Consider the following 16,832-nt stretch of genomic DNA (forward strand, 5'->3'; position numbering starts at 1 on the left):
AGCGGCACGACTGCCCGCGGGGGAGGACGGTGGGCGGGCGCGGCCGGGGTGCTGCCCGCGCGAGCGTATGGGTTGCCCGCCGGCGTCGGCTGCGCGCCGGTCGGCCGGGCGGTCGTTGTCTGCGGGGTTGCGCGGTGTGATGGCGGCGGGTCGGGTGGGTTGCGTGGTCCGGTGCTGCCGGGGTGCCGTCCGCGCCCACCCGTGCCGCCCCAGCGGCACGACTGCCCGCGGGTGGACGGCACGACTGCCCGCGGGCGGGCGGCGGGGTTGCCTGCGGCTGGAGGGTGGCCGGTCGGGTTGCCGGCTCCGCGCGGCTGGACGGGCGGCTGGGCACAGTGGGCGGACGGGGCCGCGGTCGGTGGGCGGGGCCGCGGCCGGCGGACGGGACTGCTGATTGCGGGCGGGGCTGTCGGCGGTGTGCGGGGCTGTCGACCGAGGACGGGGCTGTCGGTGGCGGGTGGGGGTGTCGGGAATGCCCGGTGTGGGGCGGAGTTTGTTGCGGGGTGGCCGGATCACCCATGATGATCGCGGCGGCGGCCGCAAGCAGACCGTGTCGATCAGCCCGTGAACGGGCGGTGAACGCGGGCTTCCGCGCATCCGATAGCCTCTGCCGACATGCCGCCCGGGTGCCACAGACATGCGGCGCCCCACCGTGTACATGACCGGCGCGCCAGCGTCGGCACCCAGGGAGTGAGTTCGGTTGTCGACCGCCATCCTCACCGGTCAGCCGGTCCCCGGATCGTCGATCGAGGGAGATCTGCGGTCCCTCGGCTTCGACGTGCGGGTCGCCGCCGACGCCGGTGACGCCGAGGCCCTCCTCGCCGCCGTCCCGGCCGGCCAGCGGGTCGCCGTCGTCGACGCCCGGTTCGTGGGCCACCTGCACGCGCTGCGCCTCGGCCTGACCGACCCCCGCTTCCCGCTCGCCGCGGTGCCCGGAGCCGTGACCGCCCAGCCGGCCGGCCGCGAGGCCCTGGCCCGGGCGGTGGCCCGCGACGACGCGGCCCGCGACGACGCGGCCGGCGCCGGCACGTCCGCCAGGCCTTCGACCGCGCTCGTGCAGGGCGGCGCCCCCGCCGCGCTCGACGGCCTCGCCGACCGCGTCGCCGCCGCCCTGGACGCCGACGGCGCCGACGTGCACCGCCCCGAACTCGGCAGCCTGGTCGCCGCCGTCCCCGCCGACCCGCAGGCTCGCAACGAGGCCCGGCAGGCCGTCGCCGCCGTCGACGACGAGGCCGTGCGTCTGAAGTCGGCCGTCAAGGCCCGCGACGGCTTCTTCACCACCTTCTTCATCAGCCCGTACTCGCGCTACATCGCCCGCTGGTGCGCCCGCCGCGGCCTGACCCCGAACCAGGTCACCACGGCGTCCCTCATCACCGCGCTGACAGCGGCGGGCTGCGCGGCGACCGGCACCCGCGGCGGCTTCGTCGCCGCCGGCGTGCTGCTCATCGCCTCGTTCGTCCTGGACTGCACCGACGGCCAGCTGGCCCGCTACTCGCTGCAGTACTCCACCCTCGGCGCCTGGCTGGACGCCACCTTCGACCGGGCCAAGGAGTACGCCTACTACGCCGGCCTCGCCCTCGGCGCGGCCCGCGGCGGCGACGACGTCTGGGCGCTCGCCCTGGGCGCGATGGTCCTGCAGGCCTGCCGGCACGTGGTCGACTTCTCCTTCAACGAGGCGAACGCCGGGGACGCCGGCGCCGCCGCCGGTCCCACCGCCGCGCTGTCCGACCGGCTCGACAGCGTCGGCTGGACGGTCTGGGTGCGCCGGATGATCGTCCTGCCCATCGGCGAACGCTGGGCCATGATCGCCCTCCTCACCGCGGCCACCACCCCCCGCATCACCTTCTACGCGCTGCTGACCGGCTGTGCCTTCGCGGCCTGCTACACCACGGCCGGCCGCCTGCTGCGCTCGCTGGCCCGCAGGACCGGGCGCACCGATCGCGCGGCGCGGGCGCTGGCCGACCTCGCCGACAGCGGACCGCTGGCCGAGGGCCTCGCCGGCGCCTCCGGCGGGCTCGCGCGCCGGCTGCCCGGTGCGGCCGCCCCGGCCCTCGCCCTCCTCGGCGGCGTCGCCGTCGTCGCCACCGCCGCGCTGACCGGCTTCGGCGGGCCCTGGCCCGTCCTCGGCGCCGTCGTGTACACCGCCGCCTCCGCCCTGGCCGTCGCCCGTCCCCTCAAGGGCGCCCTCGACTGGCTGGTCCCCCCGTTCTTCCGCGCCGCGGAGTACGGCACCGTCCTCGCCCTGGCCGCCAAGGCGGGGGTGGGCGGGGCCCTTCCCGCGGCGTTCGGCCTGGTCGCCGCGGTCGCCTACCATCACTACGACACGGTCTACCGCATCCGCGGCGGCGCCGGAGCGCCCCCGGCCTGGCTGGTGCGCGCCATCGGCGGACAGGAGGGGCGCACGCTGCTCGTCGCCGTCCTGGCCGCGCTGCTCACCGCCGCGCAGTTCAAGGTCGCGCTCACGGTCCTCGCGGTGGCCGTCGCCCTGCTGGTGCTCGCCGAGAGCATCCGCTTCTGGGTGGCCTCCCACCTCGGAGGCGCGCCCGCCGTACACGACGAAGGAGAACCCGCATGATCGGCCTCGTGCTGGCGGCCGGCGCCGGACGGCGTCTGCGCCCCTACACCGACACCCTGCCCAAGGCGCTGGTGCCGGTGGGGCCCGCGGGCATAGAGGGCGAACCGACGGTTCTGGACCTGACCCTCGGCAACTTCGCCGAGATCGGTCTCACCGAGGCCGCCATCATCGTCGGCTACCGCAAGGAGGCCGTCTACGAGCGCAAGGCGGCCCTGGAGCGTCGTTACGGCCTCAAGCTCACCCTGATCGACAACGACAAGGCCGAGGAGTGGAACAACGCCTACAGCCTGTGGTGCGGCCGTGACGCCCTCAAGGACGGCGTCATCCTCGCCAACGGCGACACCGTCCACCCCGTCTCCGTGGAGAAGACGCTGCTGGCCGCCCGCGGCGAGGGCAGGAGGATCATCCTCGCCCTGGACACCGTGAAGTCGCTGGCCGACGAGGAGATGAAGGTCGTCGCCGACCCCGGCCGGGGCGTGCGGCGGATCACCAAGCTGATGGACCCCGCCGAGGCCACCGGCGAGTACATCGGCGTCACCCTCATCGAGGGCGACGCGGCCCCGGAGCTCGCCGACGCGCTGAAGACCGTCTGGGAGACCGACCCGCAGCAGTTCTACGAGCACGGCTACCAGGAGCTGGTCAACCGCGGCTTCCGCATCGACGTCGCGCCCATCGGCGACGTTCCGTGGGTGGAGATCGACAACCACGACGACCTCGCCCGGGGACGGGAGATCGCGTGCCGCTACTGACCCGGCTCATCCCCTCGCCGGTCGTCGTGGACATCCGCCCGGGTGCCCTCGACGACCTGGCGTGCGTGCTCGCCGACGAGCGCGTGTCGCACTCCGGCCGGCTCGCCGTCGCGGTCAGCGGCGGCTCCGGCGCGCGCCTGCGCGAGCGGATCGCCCCCTCGCTGCCCGGCGCCACCTGGTACGAGGTCGGCGGCGGCACCCTCGACGACGCGATCCGGCTGGCCGGCGAGATGAAGGCCGGCCACTACGACGCGGTCGTCGGCCTGGGCGGCGGCAAGATCATCGACTGCGCCAAGTTCGCCGCGGCGCGCGTCGGCCTGCCGCTGGTCGCCGTGCCCACGAACCTCGCGCACGACGGCCTGTGCTCCCCGGTCGCCACGCTCGACAACGACGCCGGCCGCGGCTCGTACGGCGTGCCGAACCCGATCGCGGTCGTCATCGACCTCGACGTCGTCCGCGACGCGCCCGCCCGGTTCGTGCGCTCGGGCATCGGCGACGCCGTCTCCAACCTCTCCGCCGTGGCCGACTGGGAGCTGTCCCACCGTGTCAACGGCGAGAAGGTCGACGGCCTGGCCGCCGCCATGGCCCGGCAGGCGGGCGAGGCGGTGCTGCGCCACCCGGGCGGCATCGGTGACAACGACTTCCTCCAGGTGCTGGCCGAGGCGCTGGTCCTCAGCGGCATCGCGATGTCGGTGTCCGGCGACTCGCGGCCGTCCTCCGGGGCGTGCCACGAGATCAACCACGCCTTCGACCTGCTGTTCCCCAGGCGGGCCGCCAGCCACGGCGAGCAGTGCGGACTGGGCGCGGCCTTCGCGATGTACCTGCGCGGGGCGCACGAGCAGGCGGCGTACATGGCCGGCGTGCTGCGCCGCCACGGGCTGCCGGTGCTGCCGGGGGACATCGGCTTCACCACGGACGAATTCGTCCGCGTCGTGGAGTTCGCGCCGGAGACCCGGCCCGGCCGCTACACGATCCTCGAACACCTCGACCTCAAGACCCAACAGATCAAGGACATCTACGCCGACTATGTCAAGGCCATCGGTAGCTGAACTACGTCCGGTCGTGCACCCCGCGGGGGTCAAGGACCGGCGCAGCGGTGAGCACTGGGCGGGACGCCTCTACATGCGCGAGGTCTCCCTCCGGGTGGACCGCTACCTGGTCAACACCAGGATCACGCCCAACCAGCTCACGTACCTGATGACCGTCTGCGGCGTCCTCGCGCTCCCGGCCCTGCTGGTGCCCGGGATCGGGGGCGCCGTGCTCGGCGTGTTGATGGTGCAGCTGTACCTGCTGCTGGACTGCGTCGACGGCGAGATAGCGCGCTGGAAGCAGCAGTTCTCCCTCGGCGGCGTCTACCTGGACCGGGTCGGCGCGTACCTGACCGACGCCGCGGTCCTGGTCGGTCTGGGCCTGCGCGCCGCCGACCTGTGGGGCACCGGGCGGATCGACTGGCTGTGGGCCTTCCTCGGCACCCTGGCCGCCCTCGGCGCGATCCTGATCAAGGCGGAGACCGACCTCGTCGGCGTCGCCCGGCACCAGGGCGGGCTGCCGCCGGTCAAGGAGGCCGCGTCCGAGCCGCGCTCCTCCGGCATGGCGCTCGCCCGCCGGGCCGCCGCGGCGCTGAAGTTCCACCGGCTCGTCCTCGGGATCGAGGCGTCCCTGCTGATCCTGCTCCTCGCGGTGCTGGACGCGATCCGGGGCGACCTGTTCTTCACCCGGCTGGGCACCGCCGTGCTCGCCGGCATCGCGGTCCTGCAGACGGTGCTGCACCTGGTGTCCATCCTCGCCTCGAGCCGACTGCGGTGAGCGCCGTGACGTCCCCGCTGAAGGTCGGCGCGGTGATCATCACCATGGGCAACCGCCCCGACGAGCTCCGTGCCCTGCTCGACTCGGTCGCCCGCCAGGACGGCGAACCGGTCGAGGTCGTCGTCGTCGGCAACGGCGCGCCGGTGCCCGAGGTGCCCGAGGGTGTGCGCACGATCGAGCTGCCCGAGAACCTGGGCATCCCCGGCGGGCGCAACGTCGGCATCGAGGCCTTCGGGCCGTCCGGCCGCGACGTCGACGTCCTGCTCTTCCTCGACGACGACGGCCTCCTCGCCCGCGGCGACACCGCCGAGCTGTGCCGCCGGGCCTTCGCTCAGGACCCGCGGCTCGGCATCATCAGCTTCCGCATCGCCGACCCCGACACCGGGGTCACCCAGCGGCGGCACGTGCCCAGGCTGCGCGCCTCCGACCCGATGCGCTCCTCCCGGGTCACCACCTTCCTCGGCGGCGCCAACGCCGTCCGCACCCGGGTCCTGGCCGAAGTCGGCGGCCTGCCGGACGCATTCTTCTACGCGCACGAGGAAACCGACCTGGCATGGCGGGCCCTCGACGCGGGCTGGATGATCGACTACCGGTCCGACATGGTGCTGTACCACCCGACGACCGCGCCCTCGCGGCACGCGGTGTACCACCGCATGGTCGCCCGCAACCGCGTCTGGCTCGCCCGCCGCAACCTCCCCGCGCCGCTGGTGCCCGTCTACCTCGGCGTGTGGATGGCGCTGACCCTGCTGCGCCGCCCCTCCGGCCCGGCCCTGAAGGCCTGGTTCGGCGGGTTCCGGGAAGGCTGGGCCACTCCGTGCGGGCCGCGCCGGCCCATGAAGTGGCGTACTGTGTGGCGGCTGACCCGGCTGGGCCGGCCCCCCGTCATCTGACAAGCTCGTTCCCCGGCGGCACCGGGCCGTGCACGGCCCGGTGCCCACGCCCCGCCCGCACAGGCTGCGCACCCCGAAGACGAAAGTGTCCCCCCCAGTGAGTGAGACAACGCATGACGGCGGCGTCGCGGTCGGCCCGGTCCCGGCGCCCGACGAGGGCCTCACGGCGGCCGAGCTGGCCGCCAGGTACGGGCTGTCCGTCAGCGGCGCCCGGCCCTCGCTCGGCGAGTACGTCCGCCAGCTCTGGAGCCGCCGCCACTTCATCCTCGCCTTCTCCCAGGCGAAGCTGACCGCCCAGTACAGCCAGGCCAAGCTGGGCCAGCTCTGGCAGGTGGCGACCCCGATGCTCAACGCGGCCGTCTACTACTTCGTCTTCGGGCTGATCCTGAAGGCGAACAAGGGCCTGTCCCACGGCACCTACATCCCGTTCCTCGTGACCGGCGTGTTCGTCTTCACCTTCACGCAGAACTCGGTCATGGCGGGCGTGCGCGCCATCTCCGGCAACCTCGGCCTGGTGCGGGCCCTGCACTTCCCCCGCGCCTCGCTGCCCGTCTCCTTCGCGCTCCAGCAGCTCCAGCAGCTGATGTTCTCCATGATCGTGCTGGTGGTGGTCGCGATCGGCTTCGGCAGCTACCCGGGCCTGTCCTGGCTGCTGATCGTGCCGGTACTGACGCTGCAGTTCCTGTTCAACACGGGACTGGCGCTGGTGATGGCCCGGGCGGGCGCGAAGACCCCGGACCTGGCGCAGCTCATGCCGTTCGTGATGCGGACCTGGATGTACGCCTCCGGCGTGATGTTCTCCATCCCGGTCTTCCTCGCCGACCAGCCCCGCTGGGTGGCCAACGTGCTGCAGTACAACCCGGCGGCGGTCTACATGGACCTGATGCGCTTCGCGCTCATCGACGGCTACGGCTCCCAGAACCTGCCCGCCCACGTCTGGGCGGTCGCGGCCGGCTGGGCCGTGCTGTTCGCCTTCGGCGGCTTCGTGTACTTCTGGAAGGCGGAGGAGAGGTACGGCCGTGGCTGAGCAGCACGGGGACGGGCGGGAGCGCGGCGGGCGAGTCCCCACCGTCATCGCCGACGACCTGCACATCGTCTACCGCGTCAACGGCGCCAAGTCCGGCAGGGGCAGCGCCACCGCCGCCCTGAGCCGCATCCTCAGGCGGCGCTCCGGCGAGGAGGAGCGGGGCGTGCGCAAGGTGCACGCGGTACGGGGCGTGTCCTTCGTCGCCTACAAGGGTGAGGCGATCGGCCTGATCGGCTCCAACGGCTCCGGCAAGTCCACCCTGCTGCGGGCCATCGCCGGCCTGCTGCCCCCGGAGAGGGGCCGGGTCTACACCGACGGCCAGCCCTCGCTCCTCGGGGTGAACGCGGCCCTGATGAACGACCTGACCGGCGAGCGGAACGTCATCCTCGGCGGCCTCGCGATGGGCATGTCCCGCGAGGAGATCAAGGCGCGCTACCAGGACATCGTCGACTTCTCCGGCATCAACGAGAAGGGCGACTTCATCAGCCTGCCGATGCGCACGTACTCTTCCGGCATGGGCGCGCGCCTGCGCTTCTCCATCGCCGCCGCCAAGGACCACGACGTGCTGATGATCGACGAGGCGCTGGCCACCGGCGACCGCAAGTTCCAGAAGCGGTCGGAGGAGCGCATCCGGGAGCTGCGCAAGGAGGCCGGCACCGTCTTCCTGGTCAGCCACAACAACAAGTCGATCCGCGACACCTGCGACCGGGTGCTGTGGCTGGAGCGCGGCGAGCTGCGGATGGACGGCCCCACCGACGAGGTGCTCAAGGAGTACGACACGTTCACGGGCAGGTGACCCGAGCGGCCCAGGGCCCCGCCGGAGTCCTCCGGCGGGGCCCCGCGTCTGCAAAGGAAACGTCAACTCCCTTGAAGCCGGGGAGCCTTGACACCCGCCGGTGTGCTGTGGTGAAGGGCGGGCCACCCGGGCGGAACGCGACGCGCTGTACAACGTAAGCTGTACCGGTCCTCGAAAGCGGCAAGTGGGGAGATACTGCGCGACACCTTCCGTCGTGGCCGCCGTGCGACGGCCGGGCGGCGTGTCCGGAACAGCCTGTATTGGGTCGGCAGTGTAGAACGGGAGATGTGACGGCGATGGCTACGGAAACTCCCCAGCTCAACGCAGCACGTGCCGTCCCCGGACCGGGCAGCGCGCGGTGACGGGCACCGGCACGGCCCGCGATGCCGCACGCGCCACCCTGGACAAGGCCGCCGACGAGAACTTCCCGGTGGCCCCGTTCTTCCTGCCCGCCGCCTGGCGCACCGACCTGATGGCCGTCTACGGCTTCGCCCGCCTCGTCGACGACATCGGGGACGGGGACCTCGCCCCCGGCGGCGCCGACGCCCGCCTGCTCGGCGTGCCGGCCGCCGAGGCCGGGGACCGGCTGGTGCTCCTCGACGCCTTCGAGGCCGACCTGCGCCGCGTCTTCGGCTCCACCCCGCGCCATCCGCTGCTGCGCCGCCTCCAGCCCACCGTCCGCCGGTGCGCGCTGACCCCCGAGCCCTTCCTCGGCCTGATCGCCGCCAACCGCCAGGACCAGGTCGTCAAGCGGTACGAGACCTACGACGACCTGCTCGCCTACTGTGCGCTGTCCGCCCATCCCGTCGGCCGTCTGGTCCTCGCCGTCACCGGGACCTCCACGCCCGAGCGGATCCGCCGGTCCGACGCCGTGTGCACCGCCCTGCAGATCGTCGAGCACGTCCAGGACGTCAGGGAGGACCTCGGCCGCGACCGCGTCTACCTGCCCGCCGCCGACATGAAGCGCTTCCACGTGGGCGAGGCCGACCTGGCCGCCCCCAGCGCGGGCGCGTCGGTGCGCGCGCTGGTCGCGTACGAGGTGGAACGCGCCCGGGAGCTGCTGGACGAAGGCGCCCCCCTGGTGGGTGGCGTCCACGGCAGGTTGAGGCTGCTGCTCGCGGGATTCGTGGCGGGAGGACGGGCGGCCCTCGACGCGATCGCCGCCGCCCACTACGACGTACTTCCCGGCCCGCCCAGGCCCGGCAGGCTCCGGTTGCTGCGCGAGGTGGGCGTGACACTGCGAGGAGAGAGGTGATGCGGGCCGTGGAGCCGGCACCGCAGGTGTCCGCACCGGTACTCGCCGCCTACAGCTACTGCGAGGCGGTGACCGGGACGCAGGCCCGCAACTTCGCCTACGGCATCAGGCTGCTGCCCGCGCCGAAGCGGCGCGCGATGTCGGCGCTGTACGCGTTCTCCCGGCGCGTGGACGACATCGGTGACGGGGCGCTGCCGGAGGACGTCAAGACCGCCCGGCTGGAGGACACCCGCGCCCTGCTCGCCCGCATCAGCGAGGGCGCGGTCGAGGAGGACGACACCGACCCCGTCGCGGTGGCCCTGACCCACGCCTCCCGGACCTTCCCGATCCCTCTCGGCGGCCTGGACGAGCTGATCGACGGCGTCCAGATGGACGTCCGCGGACGGACCTACGAGACCTGGGACGACCTGAAGGTCTACTGCCGCTGCGTGGCCGGGGCCATCGGACGGCTCTCCCTCGGCGTGTTCGGCACCGAGCCCGGCGCGCGCGGCGCCGAGCGGGCCCCCGAGTACGCCGACACGCTCGGTCTCGCGCTGCAGCTGACCAACATCCTCCGCGACGTCCGTGAGGACGCCGCGGGCGGCCGCACCTACCTGCCCGCCGACGACCTCGCGAAGTTCGGCTGCGCGGCCGGCTTGCACGGCCCGCACCCGCCGCAGGGCTCCGACTTCCCCGGTCTCGTGCACCACGAGGTCCGGCGGGCCCGCGCGCTGTTCGCCGAGGGCTACCGGCTGCTGCCGCTGCTGGACCGGCGCAGCGGCGCCTGCGTCGCCGCCATGGCCGGCATCTACCGCCGGCTGCTGGACCGCATCGAGCGCGAGCCCGAGGCCGTGCTCCGCGGCCGCGTCTCCCTGCCCGGACGCGAGAAGGCGTACGTCGCCGTGCGCGGCCTGTCCGGGCTGGACGCCCGGCACGTCTCCCGGCAGCTGGTCAGGAGGCGGGCCTGATGGGCCGGCCGGCAGCCAGGCACCGCCCCGACGGCGGACGGCGGGCAACCCTCCGCCGCCCGACGGCGTCCCTGACGGCGACGGGCGGCCGCGGCGCACCGCACCGCCACGGCGGGCGCGCGGGGGAGGGGGCACGATGACCGACGGCACGCGGCCGGCAGGGCCGCCCACCGGCCCGGCGGAGCCCGCCGGACGGCACGCCGTCGTGGTCGGCGGCGGGCTCGCCGGCATCACCGCGGCCCTCGCCCTGGCCGACGCCGGCGTGCGCGTGACGCTGCTGGAGGGCCGGCCCCGTCTCGGCGGGCTCGCCTTCTCCTTCCCGCGCGGCGACCTGACCGTCGACAACGGCCAGCACGTGTACCTGCGCTGCTGCACCGCCTACCGCTGGTTCCTGGACCGGATCGGCGCGCGTGCGCTCGCTCCGCTGCAGAACCGTCTCGACGTGCCCGTCGTCGACGTCACCCGGCCCGCGGGGCGGCGGCTCGGCAGGCTGCGGCGCGACGCCCTGCCCGTCCCCCTGCACCTGGGCCGCAGCCTGGCGACGTACCCGCACCTCACGCTCGCCGAGCGCGCCCGCGTCGGCCGTGCCGCCCTCGCGCTGAAGAAGCTGGACCCCACCGATCCGGCACTGGACGCGCAGGACTTCGGCGGCTGGCTGGCCGCGCACGGCCAGTCGCCGCGCGCCGTCGAGGCCCTGTGGGACCTGGTCGGGATCGCCACCCTCAACGCGGTCGCCTCCCACGCCTCCCTGGGCCTGGCCGCGATGGTGTTCAGGACCGGCCTGCTGTCCGACCCCGGAGCGGCCGACATCGGCTGGGCCCGCGTCCCGCTGGGCGAACTGCACGACCGGCAGGCCCGCAGGGCGCTCGGCTCCGCGGGCGTCCGCACCGAGGTCCGTACCCGCGTCACCGCCGTCTCCCGCCAGGCGGACGGCGGCTGGCGCGTGTCGGTCCCCGGCGACACGCTGCGCGCCGACGCGGTCGTCCTCGCCGTACCGCAGCGGGAGGCGCACCGGCTGCTGCCCCAGGGCGCCCTCGACGACCCCGGGCGGCTGCTGCGCATCGGCACCGCTCCCATCCTCAACCTGCACGTGGTCTACGACCGCCCCGTGCTGCGGGCGCCCTTCCTCACGGCCCTCGGCACCCCGCTGCAGTGGGTCTTCGACCGCACCGAGGCGTCGGGCCTCGGCAGCGGCCAGTACCTCGCGGTCTCCCAGTCCGCCGCGCAGGACGAGATCGACACCCCCGTCGCCGAGCTGCGCGGGCGCTACCTGCCCGAACTCGCCCGGCTGCTGCCCCGTGCGCGCGGCGCCGGGGTGAAGGACTTCTTCGTGACCCGGGAGCGCACCGCCACGTTCGCTCCCGCCCCCGGCGTCGGGCGGCTCAGGCCCGGCGCCCGCACCAAGGCCCCCGGCCTGTACCTGGCCGGAGCGTGGACCGCCACCGGGTGGCCCGCGACCATGGAGAGTGCGGTCCGCAGCGGTGTGAGCGCGGCGGACGCCGCGCTGCGCGCCCTGGGCCGGCCCCGCCCGGGCCGTCTCTTCGCGTTCGAGGAGGCGGCGTGATGCCCGACCGGCACGGCGCGGCGGGCTCCCGCACTTCCGGCACCGCAACAAGAGGAGTAACTGTGCCCACTGTGCCCCCGGCCTCGACGGCTGCCGAGGCGGTGGACGTGACCGCGCTCCTGGAGCGCGGCCGAACCCTGGCCACGCCGGTGCTGCGGGCGGCCGTCGACCGCCTCGCCCCGCCCATGGACACCGTTGCCGCCTACCACTTCGGCTGGATCGACGCCGCGGGCAACCCGGCCCACGGGGACGGCGGCAAGGCCGTGCGCCCCGCCCTCGCCGTGCTCTCCGCCGAGGTCACGGGCGCCGCGCCCGAGACCGGCATCCCCGGCGCGGTCGCCGTCGAGCTGGTGCACAACTTCTCCCTGCTGCACGACGACCTCATGGACGGCGACGAGCAGCGCCGCCACCGCGACACCGTCTGGAAGGTGCACGGTCCCGCCCAGGCCATCCTCGTCGGCGACGCCCTGTTCGCGCTCGCCAGCGAGATCCTGCTCGAACTCGGCACCGCCGAGGCCGGGCGCGCCACCCGCCGGCTCACCACCGCCACGCGCGCCCTGATCGACGGCCAGGCCCAGGACATCTCCTACGAGCACCGCGACCGCGTCAGCGTCGAGGAGTGCCTGGAGATGGAGGGCAACAAAACCGGCGCCCTGCTCGCCTGCGCCAGCTCCATCGGCGCGGTCCTCGGCGGCGCGGACGACCGCACCGCCGACGCGCTGGAGAAGTACGGCTACCACCTCGGCCTCGCCTTCCAGGCCGTCGACGACCTCCTCGGCATCTGGGGCGACCCGGAGGCCACCGGCAAGCGGACCTGGAGCGACCTGCGCCAGCGCAAGAAGTCCCTGCCGGTGGTGGCCGCGCTCGCCGCGGGCGGACCCGCTTCCGAGCGGCTCGGGGAGATCCTCGCAGCCGACGCCAGGAGCACCGGCGTCGAGAACTTCTCCGAGGAGGAGTTCGCGGCCCGCGCCGCGCTCATCGAGGAGGCGGGCGGCCGCGACTGGACGGCGGACGAGGCACGCCGTCAGCACACCATCGCCATCGAGGCCCTCGACGCCGTCGACATGCCCGAGCGGGTCCGGGGCTGTTTCACGGCGCTCGCGGACTTCGTCGTCGTACGGAAGAGGTGACCGCTATCGGTCGAACATTCCTCACGTAGTCGCCGGCCGGTGCCCAGGAGGTGTCGGGCGCCGGCCGACGGCGGACCCACAGCAGCACGACTCGCACGACTGCACGAAGGGGAAGCCATGACAGCGACGACCGACGGAAGCACCGGGGCCACCCTGCCGCCCCGCGCTGCCGCGGCCAGTGAAACCCTCACCACCCCGCCGGCGGCCGGGGTCCGCGAAGCCGCCGCAGACGCCGTCCGGCGCGCCACCGGCCATCTGCTCTCCCGCCAGGACACCGAGGGCTGGTGGAAGGGGGACCTCGAGACCAACGTGACGATGGACGCCGAGGACCTGCTGCTGCGTCAGTTCTTAGGGATCCGCGACGAGGACACCACCCGCGCCGCCGCCCTCTTCATCCGCGGCCAGCAGCGCCAGGACGGCACCTGGGCCACCTTCCACGGCGGGCCGGGGGAACTGTCCACCACCATCGAGGCGTACGTCGCCCTGCGCCTGGCCGGCGACGCACCCGAGGCGCCCCACATGGCGAAGGCCGCGGCCTGGGTCCGCGACCGGGGCGGCATCGCCGCCTCCCGCGTCTTCACCCGCATCTGGCTCGCCCTGTTCGGCTGGTGGAAGTGGGAGGACCTGCCGGAACTCCCGCCGGAGCTCATCTGCTTCCCCCGCTGGGCGCCGCTGAACATCTACGACTTCGGCTGCTGGGCGCGGCAGACCATCGTGCCGCTCACCATCGTCTCCGCCAAGCGCCCCGTGCGCCCCGCGCCGTTCCCGCTGGACGAGCTGCACACCGACCCCGGCCGCCCCGTCCCGCCGAAGCCGCTGGCGCCGGCGATGAGCTGGGACGGCGCCTTCCAGCGCCTCGACAAGGCCCTGCGCGCCTACCGCAGGGTCGCGCCTAAGGCTCTGCGCAGGGCGGCGATGAACGCGGCCGCCCGCTGGATCGTCGAGCGGCAGGAGAACGACGGCTGCTGGGGCGGCATCCAGCCGCCGGCCGTCTACTCGATCATCGCCCTGCACCTGCTCGGCTACGACCTGCGGCACCCGGTGATGCGCGCGGGGCTGGAGTCGCTCGACCGCTACGCCGTGTGGCGCGAGGACGGCGCCCGCATGATCGAGGCCTGCCAGTCACCGGTGTGGGACACCTGCCTGGCCACCATCGCGCTCGCCGACGCCGGACTTCCCGCCGACCACCCGCAGTTGGTGAAGGCCGCGGACTGGATGCTCGGCGAGCAGGTCGTGCGCCCCGGCGACTGGTCGGTGCGCCGGCCCGGGCTGATCCCCGGCGGCTGGGCGTTCGAGTTCCACAACGACAACTACCCCGACATCGACGACACCGCCGAGGTCATCCTCGCGCTGCGCCGTGTGCGCCACCACGACCCGGAGCGGCTGGAGAGGGCCGTCGCGCGCGGGGTGCGCTGGGAGTTCGGCATGCAGTCCAGGAACGGCGCGTGGGGCGCCTTCGACGTCGACAACACCAGCCCGTTCCCCAACCGGCTGCCGTTCTGCGACTTCGGCGAGGTCATCGACCCGCCGTCCGCGGACGTCACCGCGCACGTCGTCGAGATGCTCGCCTTCGAGGGTCTGGCCCACGACCCGCGCACCCGGCGCGGCATCGCCTGGCTGCTGGCCGAACAGGAGCCGGACGGCTCGTGGTTCGGCCGCTGGGGCGTCAACTACGTCTACGGCACCGGCTCGGTGGTGCCCGCCCTCGTCGCCGCCGGCCTGCCCGGCTCCCACCCGGCGATCCGTCGCGCGGTGGCCTGGCTGGAGAGCGTGCAGAACGACGACGGTGGCTGGGGCGAGGACCTGCGCTCCTACCAGGACGCCCGGAAGTGGAGCGGCCGGGGCGCCTCCACCGCCTCGCAGACCGCCTGGGCGCTGATGGCGCTGCTGGCGGCGGGGGAGAAGGACTCCGGGGCGGTCGAGCGGGGCGTCGCCTGGCTCGCCGCCACCCAGCGCGAGGACGGCTCCTGGGACGAGCCGTACTTCACCGGCACGGGCTTCCCGTGGGACTTCTCCATCAACTACCACCTCTACCGGCAGGTGTTCCCCCTCACCGCCCTCGGCCGGTACGTCCACGGGGAACCCGTCCCGGGCCGGGCCGCCGGCGCGAACCACCCGGCCGGGAAGTCCGGCGAGCCCCTCGCCGAGGCCCAGGGGGGCTGATGACGGGCAAGCCGGTCCCGGCCCCGCTGCTGATCGCCTGCGCGCTCGGCATCGAGCACTTCGCCCTGCGCACCAGCGACCGCGGCGGCGCCGGGGGACCGGTCACCCTCCTGCGCACCGGCATGGGGCCGAAGGCGGCGGAACGCTCCGTCACCCGGCTCCTGGCCGGCCCCGCCCACGCCGGCGCCGCCGTACTGGCGACCGGCTTCTGCGCGGGACTCGACCCGGGTATGCACCCCGGCGACCTGGTCGTCGCCGAGGAGACCCGGGACCCCCGCGGGACGGTGCCGTGCGTCGGCACCGTCCTGCTCGTCAGGGAACTGGCGCGCACCCTGCCCGGGCGCACCGTCCACACCGGTCCGCTCACCGGCTCCGACCACGTCGTGCGCGGACCTGAACGCTCCGACCTGCGCGCCACCGGCGCGATCGCCGTCGACATGGAGTCCGCGGCCACCCTGCTCAGTGCCGTCCGGACGGGGGCGCGTCCCGTTGCCGCCGTCCGGGTGGTCGTGGACGCACCGGAACACGAACTCGTCCGGATCGGCACGGTGCGCGGAGGAATATCGGCTTTCCGCGTTCTTCGTTCCGTCCTACCGACTTTCTTCGAATGGCACCGTAATGTGCTGCTCCCCAGGAGGTGAGCCCGATGGCCATGCCACTGCGCCAGTCCATCAAGGTCGCTACATACTTGGCCGGACAGAAGATGCGCCGGCGGGACAAGTTCCCGCTCATCGTGGAACTGGAGCCCCTCTACGCCTGCAACCTCAAGTGCGAGGGCTGCGGCAAGATCCAGCATTCCGCCGGGGTGCTCAAGCAGCGCATGCCGGTGGCGCAGGCCGTGGGAGCGGTTTTGGAGTCCGGCGCGCCGATGGTCTCCATCGCCGGCGGCGAGCCGCTGATGCACCCGCAGATCGACGAGATCGTGCGGCAGCTCGTGGCGAGGCGCAAGTACGTCTTCCTTTGCACCAACGCCATGCTGCTGCGCAAGAAGATGGACAAGTTCACCCCTTCGCCCTACTTCGCCTTCGCGGTGCACATCGACGGACTGCGCGAGAGGCACGACGAGTCGGTGGCGAAGGAGGGCGTCTTCGACGAGGCCGTGGCGGCCATCAAGGAGGCCAAGCGGCGCGGCTTCCGGGTGACCACCAACTCGACGTTCTTCAACACCGACACCCCGCAGACCGTCGTCGAGGTCCTCAACTACCTCAACGACGACCTCAGGGTGGACGAGATGATGATCTCGCCCGCTTACGCCTACGAGAAGGCGCCCGACCAGGAGCACTTCCTCGGCGTGGAGCAGACCCGCGAACTGTTCAGAAAGGCCTTCGCGGGTGGCAACCGGCGCCGCTGGCGGCTCAACCACTCCCCGCTGTTCCTCGACTTCCTCGAGGGCAGGGTCGACTTCCCGTGCACCGCGTGGGCGATCCCGAACTACTCGCTGTTCGGCTGGCAGCGCCCCTGCTACCTGATGAGCGACGGCTACGTGCCGACGTACCGGGAGCTGATCGAGGAGACCGACTGGGACAAGTACGGCCGCGGCAAGGACCCGCGCTGCGCCAACTGCATGGCGCACTGCGGCTACGAGCCCACCGCCGTGCTCGCCACCATGGGGTCCCTGAAGGAGTCCCTGCGCGCCGTGCGCGAGACCGTCTCCCAGAAGAACGGGTGACGCCATGACGGCCATCCCGCTGGGCGTGCCCGAGGTGCCGGCCCGGCCGGTCGCCGAGCGCCGCAGGAGCCGGCGGATCCAGGTCGGTTCGGTGGCGGTGGGCGGGGACGCGCCGGTGTCGGTGCAGTCGATGACGACGACGCGGACGTCGGACATCGGTGCCACCTTGCAGCAGATCGCGGAGCTGACCGCGGCGGGCTGCCAGATCGTGCGGGTGGCGTGCCCGACGCAGGACGACGCGGACGCGCTGGCGACGATCGC

The 16,832-nt window shown here is 73.6% G+C and carries 16 protein-coding genes; all 16 read left to right on the plus strand.

Annotated elements, in window-relative coordinates:
- The first annotated feature begins 700 nt into the window (after positions 1-700).
- Complete coding sequence (locus ABZ920_RS13005) at positions 701-2,575, plus strand: DUF5941 domain-containing protein (protein WP_361502647.1); 1,875 nt, start codon at positions 701-703, stop codon at positions 2,573-2,575.
- Positions 2,572-3,324 (plus strand): phosphocholine cytidylyltransferase family protein, encoded by a 753-nt coding sequence (locus ABZ920_RS13010; protein WP_361502650.1) that lies wholly within the window; start codon positions 2,572-2,574, stop codon positions 3,322-3,324. Before ABZ920_RS13005 ends, ABZ920_RS13010 begins: the two co-directional genes overlap by 4 nt.
- Positions 3,312-4,373 carry an iron-containing alcohol dehydrogenase family protein gene (locus tag ABZ920_RS13015; protein ID WP_361502653.1) on the plus strand — a complete coding sequence of 354 codons (1,062 nt, stop codon included), beginning with the start codon at positions 3,312-3,314 and terminating at the stop codon, positions 4,371-4,373. The genes ABZ920_RS13010 and ABZ920_RS13015 overlap by 13 nt, the downstream gene beginning before the upstream one ends.
- A 13-nt stretch (positions 4,374-4,386) precedes the next feature.
- Positions 4,387-5,130, plus strand: coding sequence for a CDP-alcohol phosphatidyltransferase family protein (locus ABZ920_RS13020; RefSeq protein WP_361502656.1), 744 nt, complete (start codon positions 4,387-4,389; stop codon positions 5,128-5,130).
- Between the two features lie 17 nt (positions 5,131-5,147).
- Positions 5,148-6,020, plus strand: coding sequence for a glycosyltransferase (locus ABZ920_RS13025; protein WP_361502710.1), 873 nt, complete (start codon positions 5,148-5,150; stop codon positions 6,018-6,020).
- Between the two features lie 97 nt (positions 6,021-6,117).
- The gene (locus ABZ920_RS13030; protein WP_361502659.1) at positions 6,118-7,047 is read left to right on the plus strand and encodes an ABC transporter permease; all 930 of its coding nucleotides are present in this window, start codon (positions 6,118-6,120) and stop codon (positions 7,045-7,047) included.
- A complete protein-coding gene (locus tag ABZ920_RS13035) occupies positions 7,040-7,843 on the plus strand; it encodes an ABC transporter ATP-binding protein (RefSeq protein WP_361502662.1) in 804 nt (267 codons plus the stop codon). The genes ABZ920_RS13030 and ABZ920_RS13035 overlap by 8 nt, the downstream gene beginning before the upstream one ends.
- 358 nt (positions 7,844-8,201) lie before the next feature.
- Positions 8,202-9,098, plus strand: a complete 897-nt coding sequence (hpnC, locus tag ABZ920_RS13040; RefSeq protein WP_361502665.1) for a squalene synthase HpnC — start codon at positions 8,202-8,204, stop codon at positions 9,096-9,098.
- Entirely contained in the window at positions 9,098-10,045 is a 948-nt protein-coding gene (gene hpnD, locus ABZ920_RS13045; protein WP_361502668.1) for a presqualene diphosphate synthase HpnD, read from the plus strand. Before hpnC ends, hpnD begins: the two co-directional genes overlap by 1 nt.
- Positions 10,045-10,185: a DUF6380 family protein gene (locus tag ABZ920_RS13050; protein ID WP_361502671.1), complete on the plus strand. Its 141-nt coding sequence runs from the start codon at positions 10,045-10,047 to the stop codon at positions 10,183-10,185. The genes hpnD and ABZ920_RS13050 overlap by 1 nt, the downstream gene beginning before the upstream one ends.
- A complete protein-coding gene (hpnE, locus tag ABZ920_RS13055; protein WP_361502674.1) occupies positions 10,182-11,609 on the plus strand; it encodes a hydroxysqualene dehydroxylase HpnE in 1,428 nt (475 codons plus the stop codon). The genes ABZ920_RS13050 and hpnE overlap by 4 nt, the downstream gene beginning before the upstream one ends.
- Positions 11,609-12,739, plus strand: coding sequence for a polyprenyl synthetase family protein (locus ABZ920_RS13060; protein ID WP_361502677.1), 1,131 nt, complete (start codon positions 11,609-11,611; stop codon positions 12,737-12,739). Before hpnE ends, ABZ920_RS13060 begins: the two co-directional genes overlap by 1 nt.
- A gap of 117 nt (positions 12,740-12,856) precedes the next feature.
- A complete protein-coding gene (gene shc, locus ABZ920_RS13065; RefSeq protein ID WP_361502680.1) occupies positions 12,857-14,902 on the plus strand; it encodes a squalene--hopene cyclase in 2,046 nt (681 codons plus the stop codon).
- Positions 14,902-15,543: a 1-hydroxy-2-methyl-2-butenyl 4-diphosphate reductase gene (locus tag ABZ920_RS13070; protein ID WP_361502683.1), complete on the plus strand. Its 642-nt coding sequence runs from the start codon at positions 14,902-14,904 to the stop codon at positions 15,541-15,543. The genes shc and ABZ920_RS13070 overlap by 1 nt, the downstream gene beginning before the upstream one ends.
- Positions 15,544-15,548: 5 nt before the next feature.
- The gene (gene hpnH, locus ABZ920_RS13075) at positions 15,549-16,571 is read left to right on the plus strand and encodes an adenosyl-hopene transferase HpnH (protein WP_361502686.1); all 1,023 of its coding nucleotides are present in this window, start codon (positions 15,549-15,551) and stop codon (positions 16,569-16,571) included.
- 4 nt (positions 16,572-16,575) lie between these two features.
- The coding region (locus tag ABZ920_RS13080; RefSeq protein ID WP_361502688.1) for a flavodoxin-dependent (E)-4-hydroxy-3-methylbut-2-enyl-diphosphate synthase at positions 16,576-16,832 on the plus strand (257 nt) is incomplete at its 3' end.

It is taken from the genome of Streptomyces sp. NPDC046831 (genome assembly GCF_040645305.1).
Lineage (GTDB): Bacteria > Actinomycetota > Actinomycetes > Streptomycetales > Streptomycetaceae > Streptomyces.

Bases quoted from the DNA above. Each gene is read 5' to 3' on its own strand.
- ABZ920_RS13060 (WP_361502677.1), top strand. From the start codon at position 11,609: ATGCCCGACCGGCACGGCGCGGCGGGCTCCCGCACTTCCGGCACCGCA.
- hpnE (WP_361502674.1), top strand. From the start codon at position 10,182: ATGACCGACGGCACGCGGCCGGCAGGGCCGCCCACCGGCCCGGCGGAG.
- ABZ920_RS13010 (WP_361502650.1), top strand. From the start codon at position 2,572: ATGATCGGCCTCGTGCTGGCGGCCGGCGCCGGACGGCGTCTGCGCCCC.
- shc (WP_361502680.1), top strand. From the start codon at position 12,857: ATGACAGCGACGACCGACGGAAGCACCGGGGCCACCCTGCCGCCCCGC.
- hpnH (WP_361502686.1), top strand. From the start codon at position 15,549: ATGGCCATGCCACTGCGCCAGTCCATCAAGGTCGCTACATACTTGGCC.
- ABZ920_RS13050 (WP_361502671.1), top strand. From the start codon at position 10,045: ATGGGCCGGCCGGCAGCCAGGCACCGCCCCGACGGCGGACGGCGGGCA.
- hpnD (WP_361502668.1), top strand. From the start codon at position 9,098: ATGCGGGCCGTGGAGCCGGCACCGCAGGTGTCCGCACCGGTACTCGCC.
- ABZ920_RS13070 (WP_361502683.1), top strand. From the start codon at position 14,902: ATGACGGGCAAGCCGGTCCCGGCCCCGCTGCTGATCGCCTGCGCGCTC.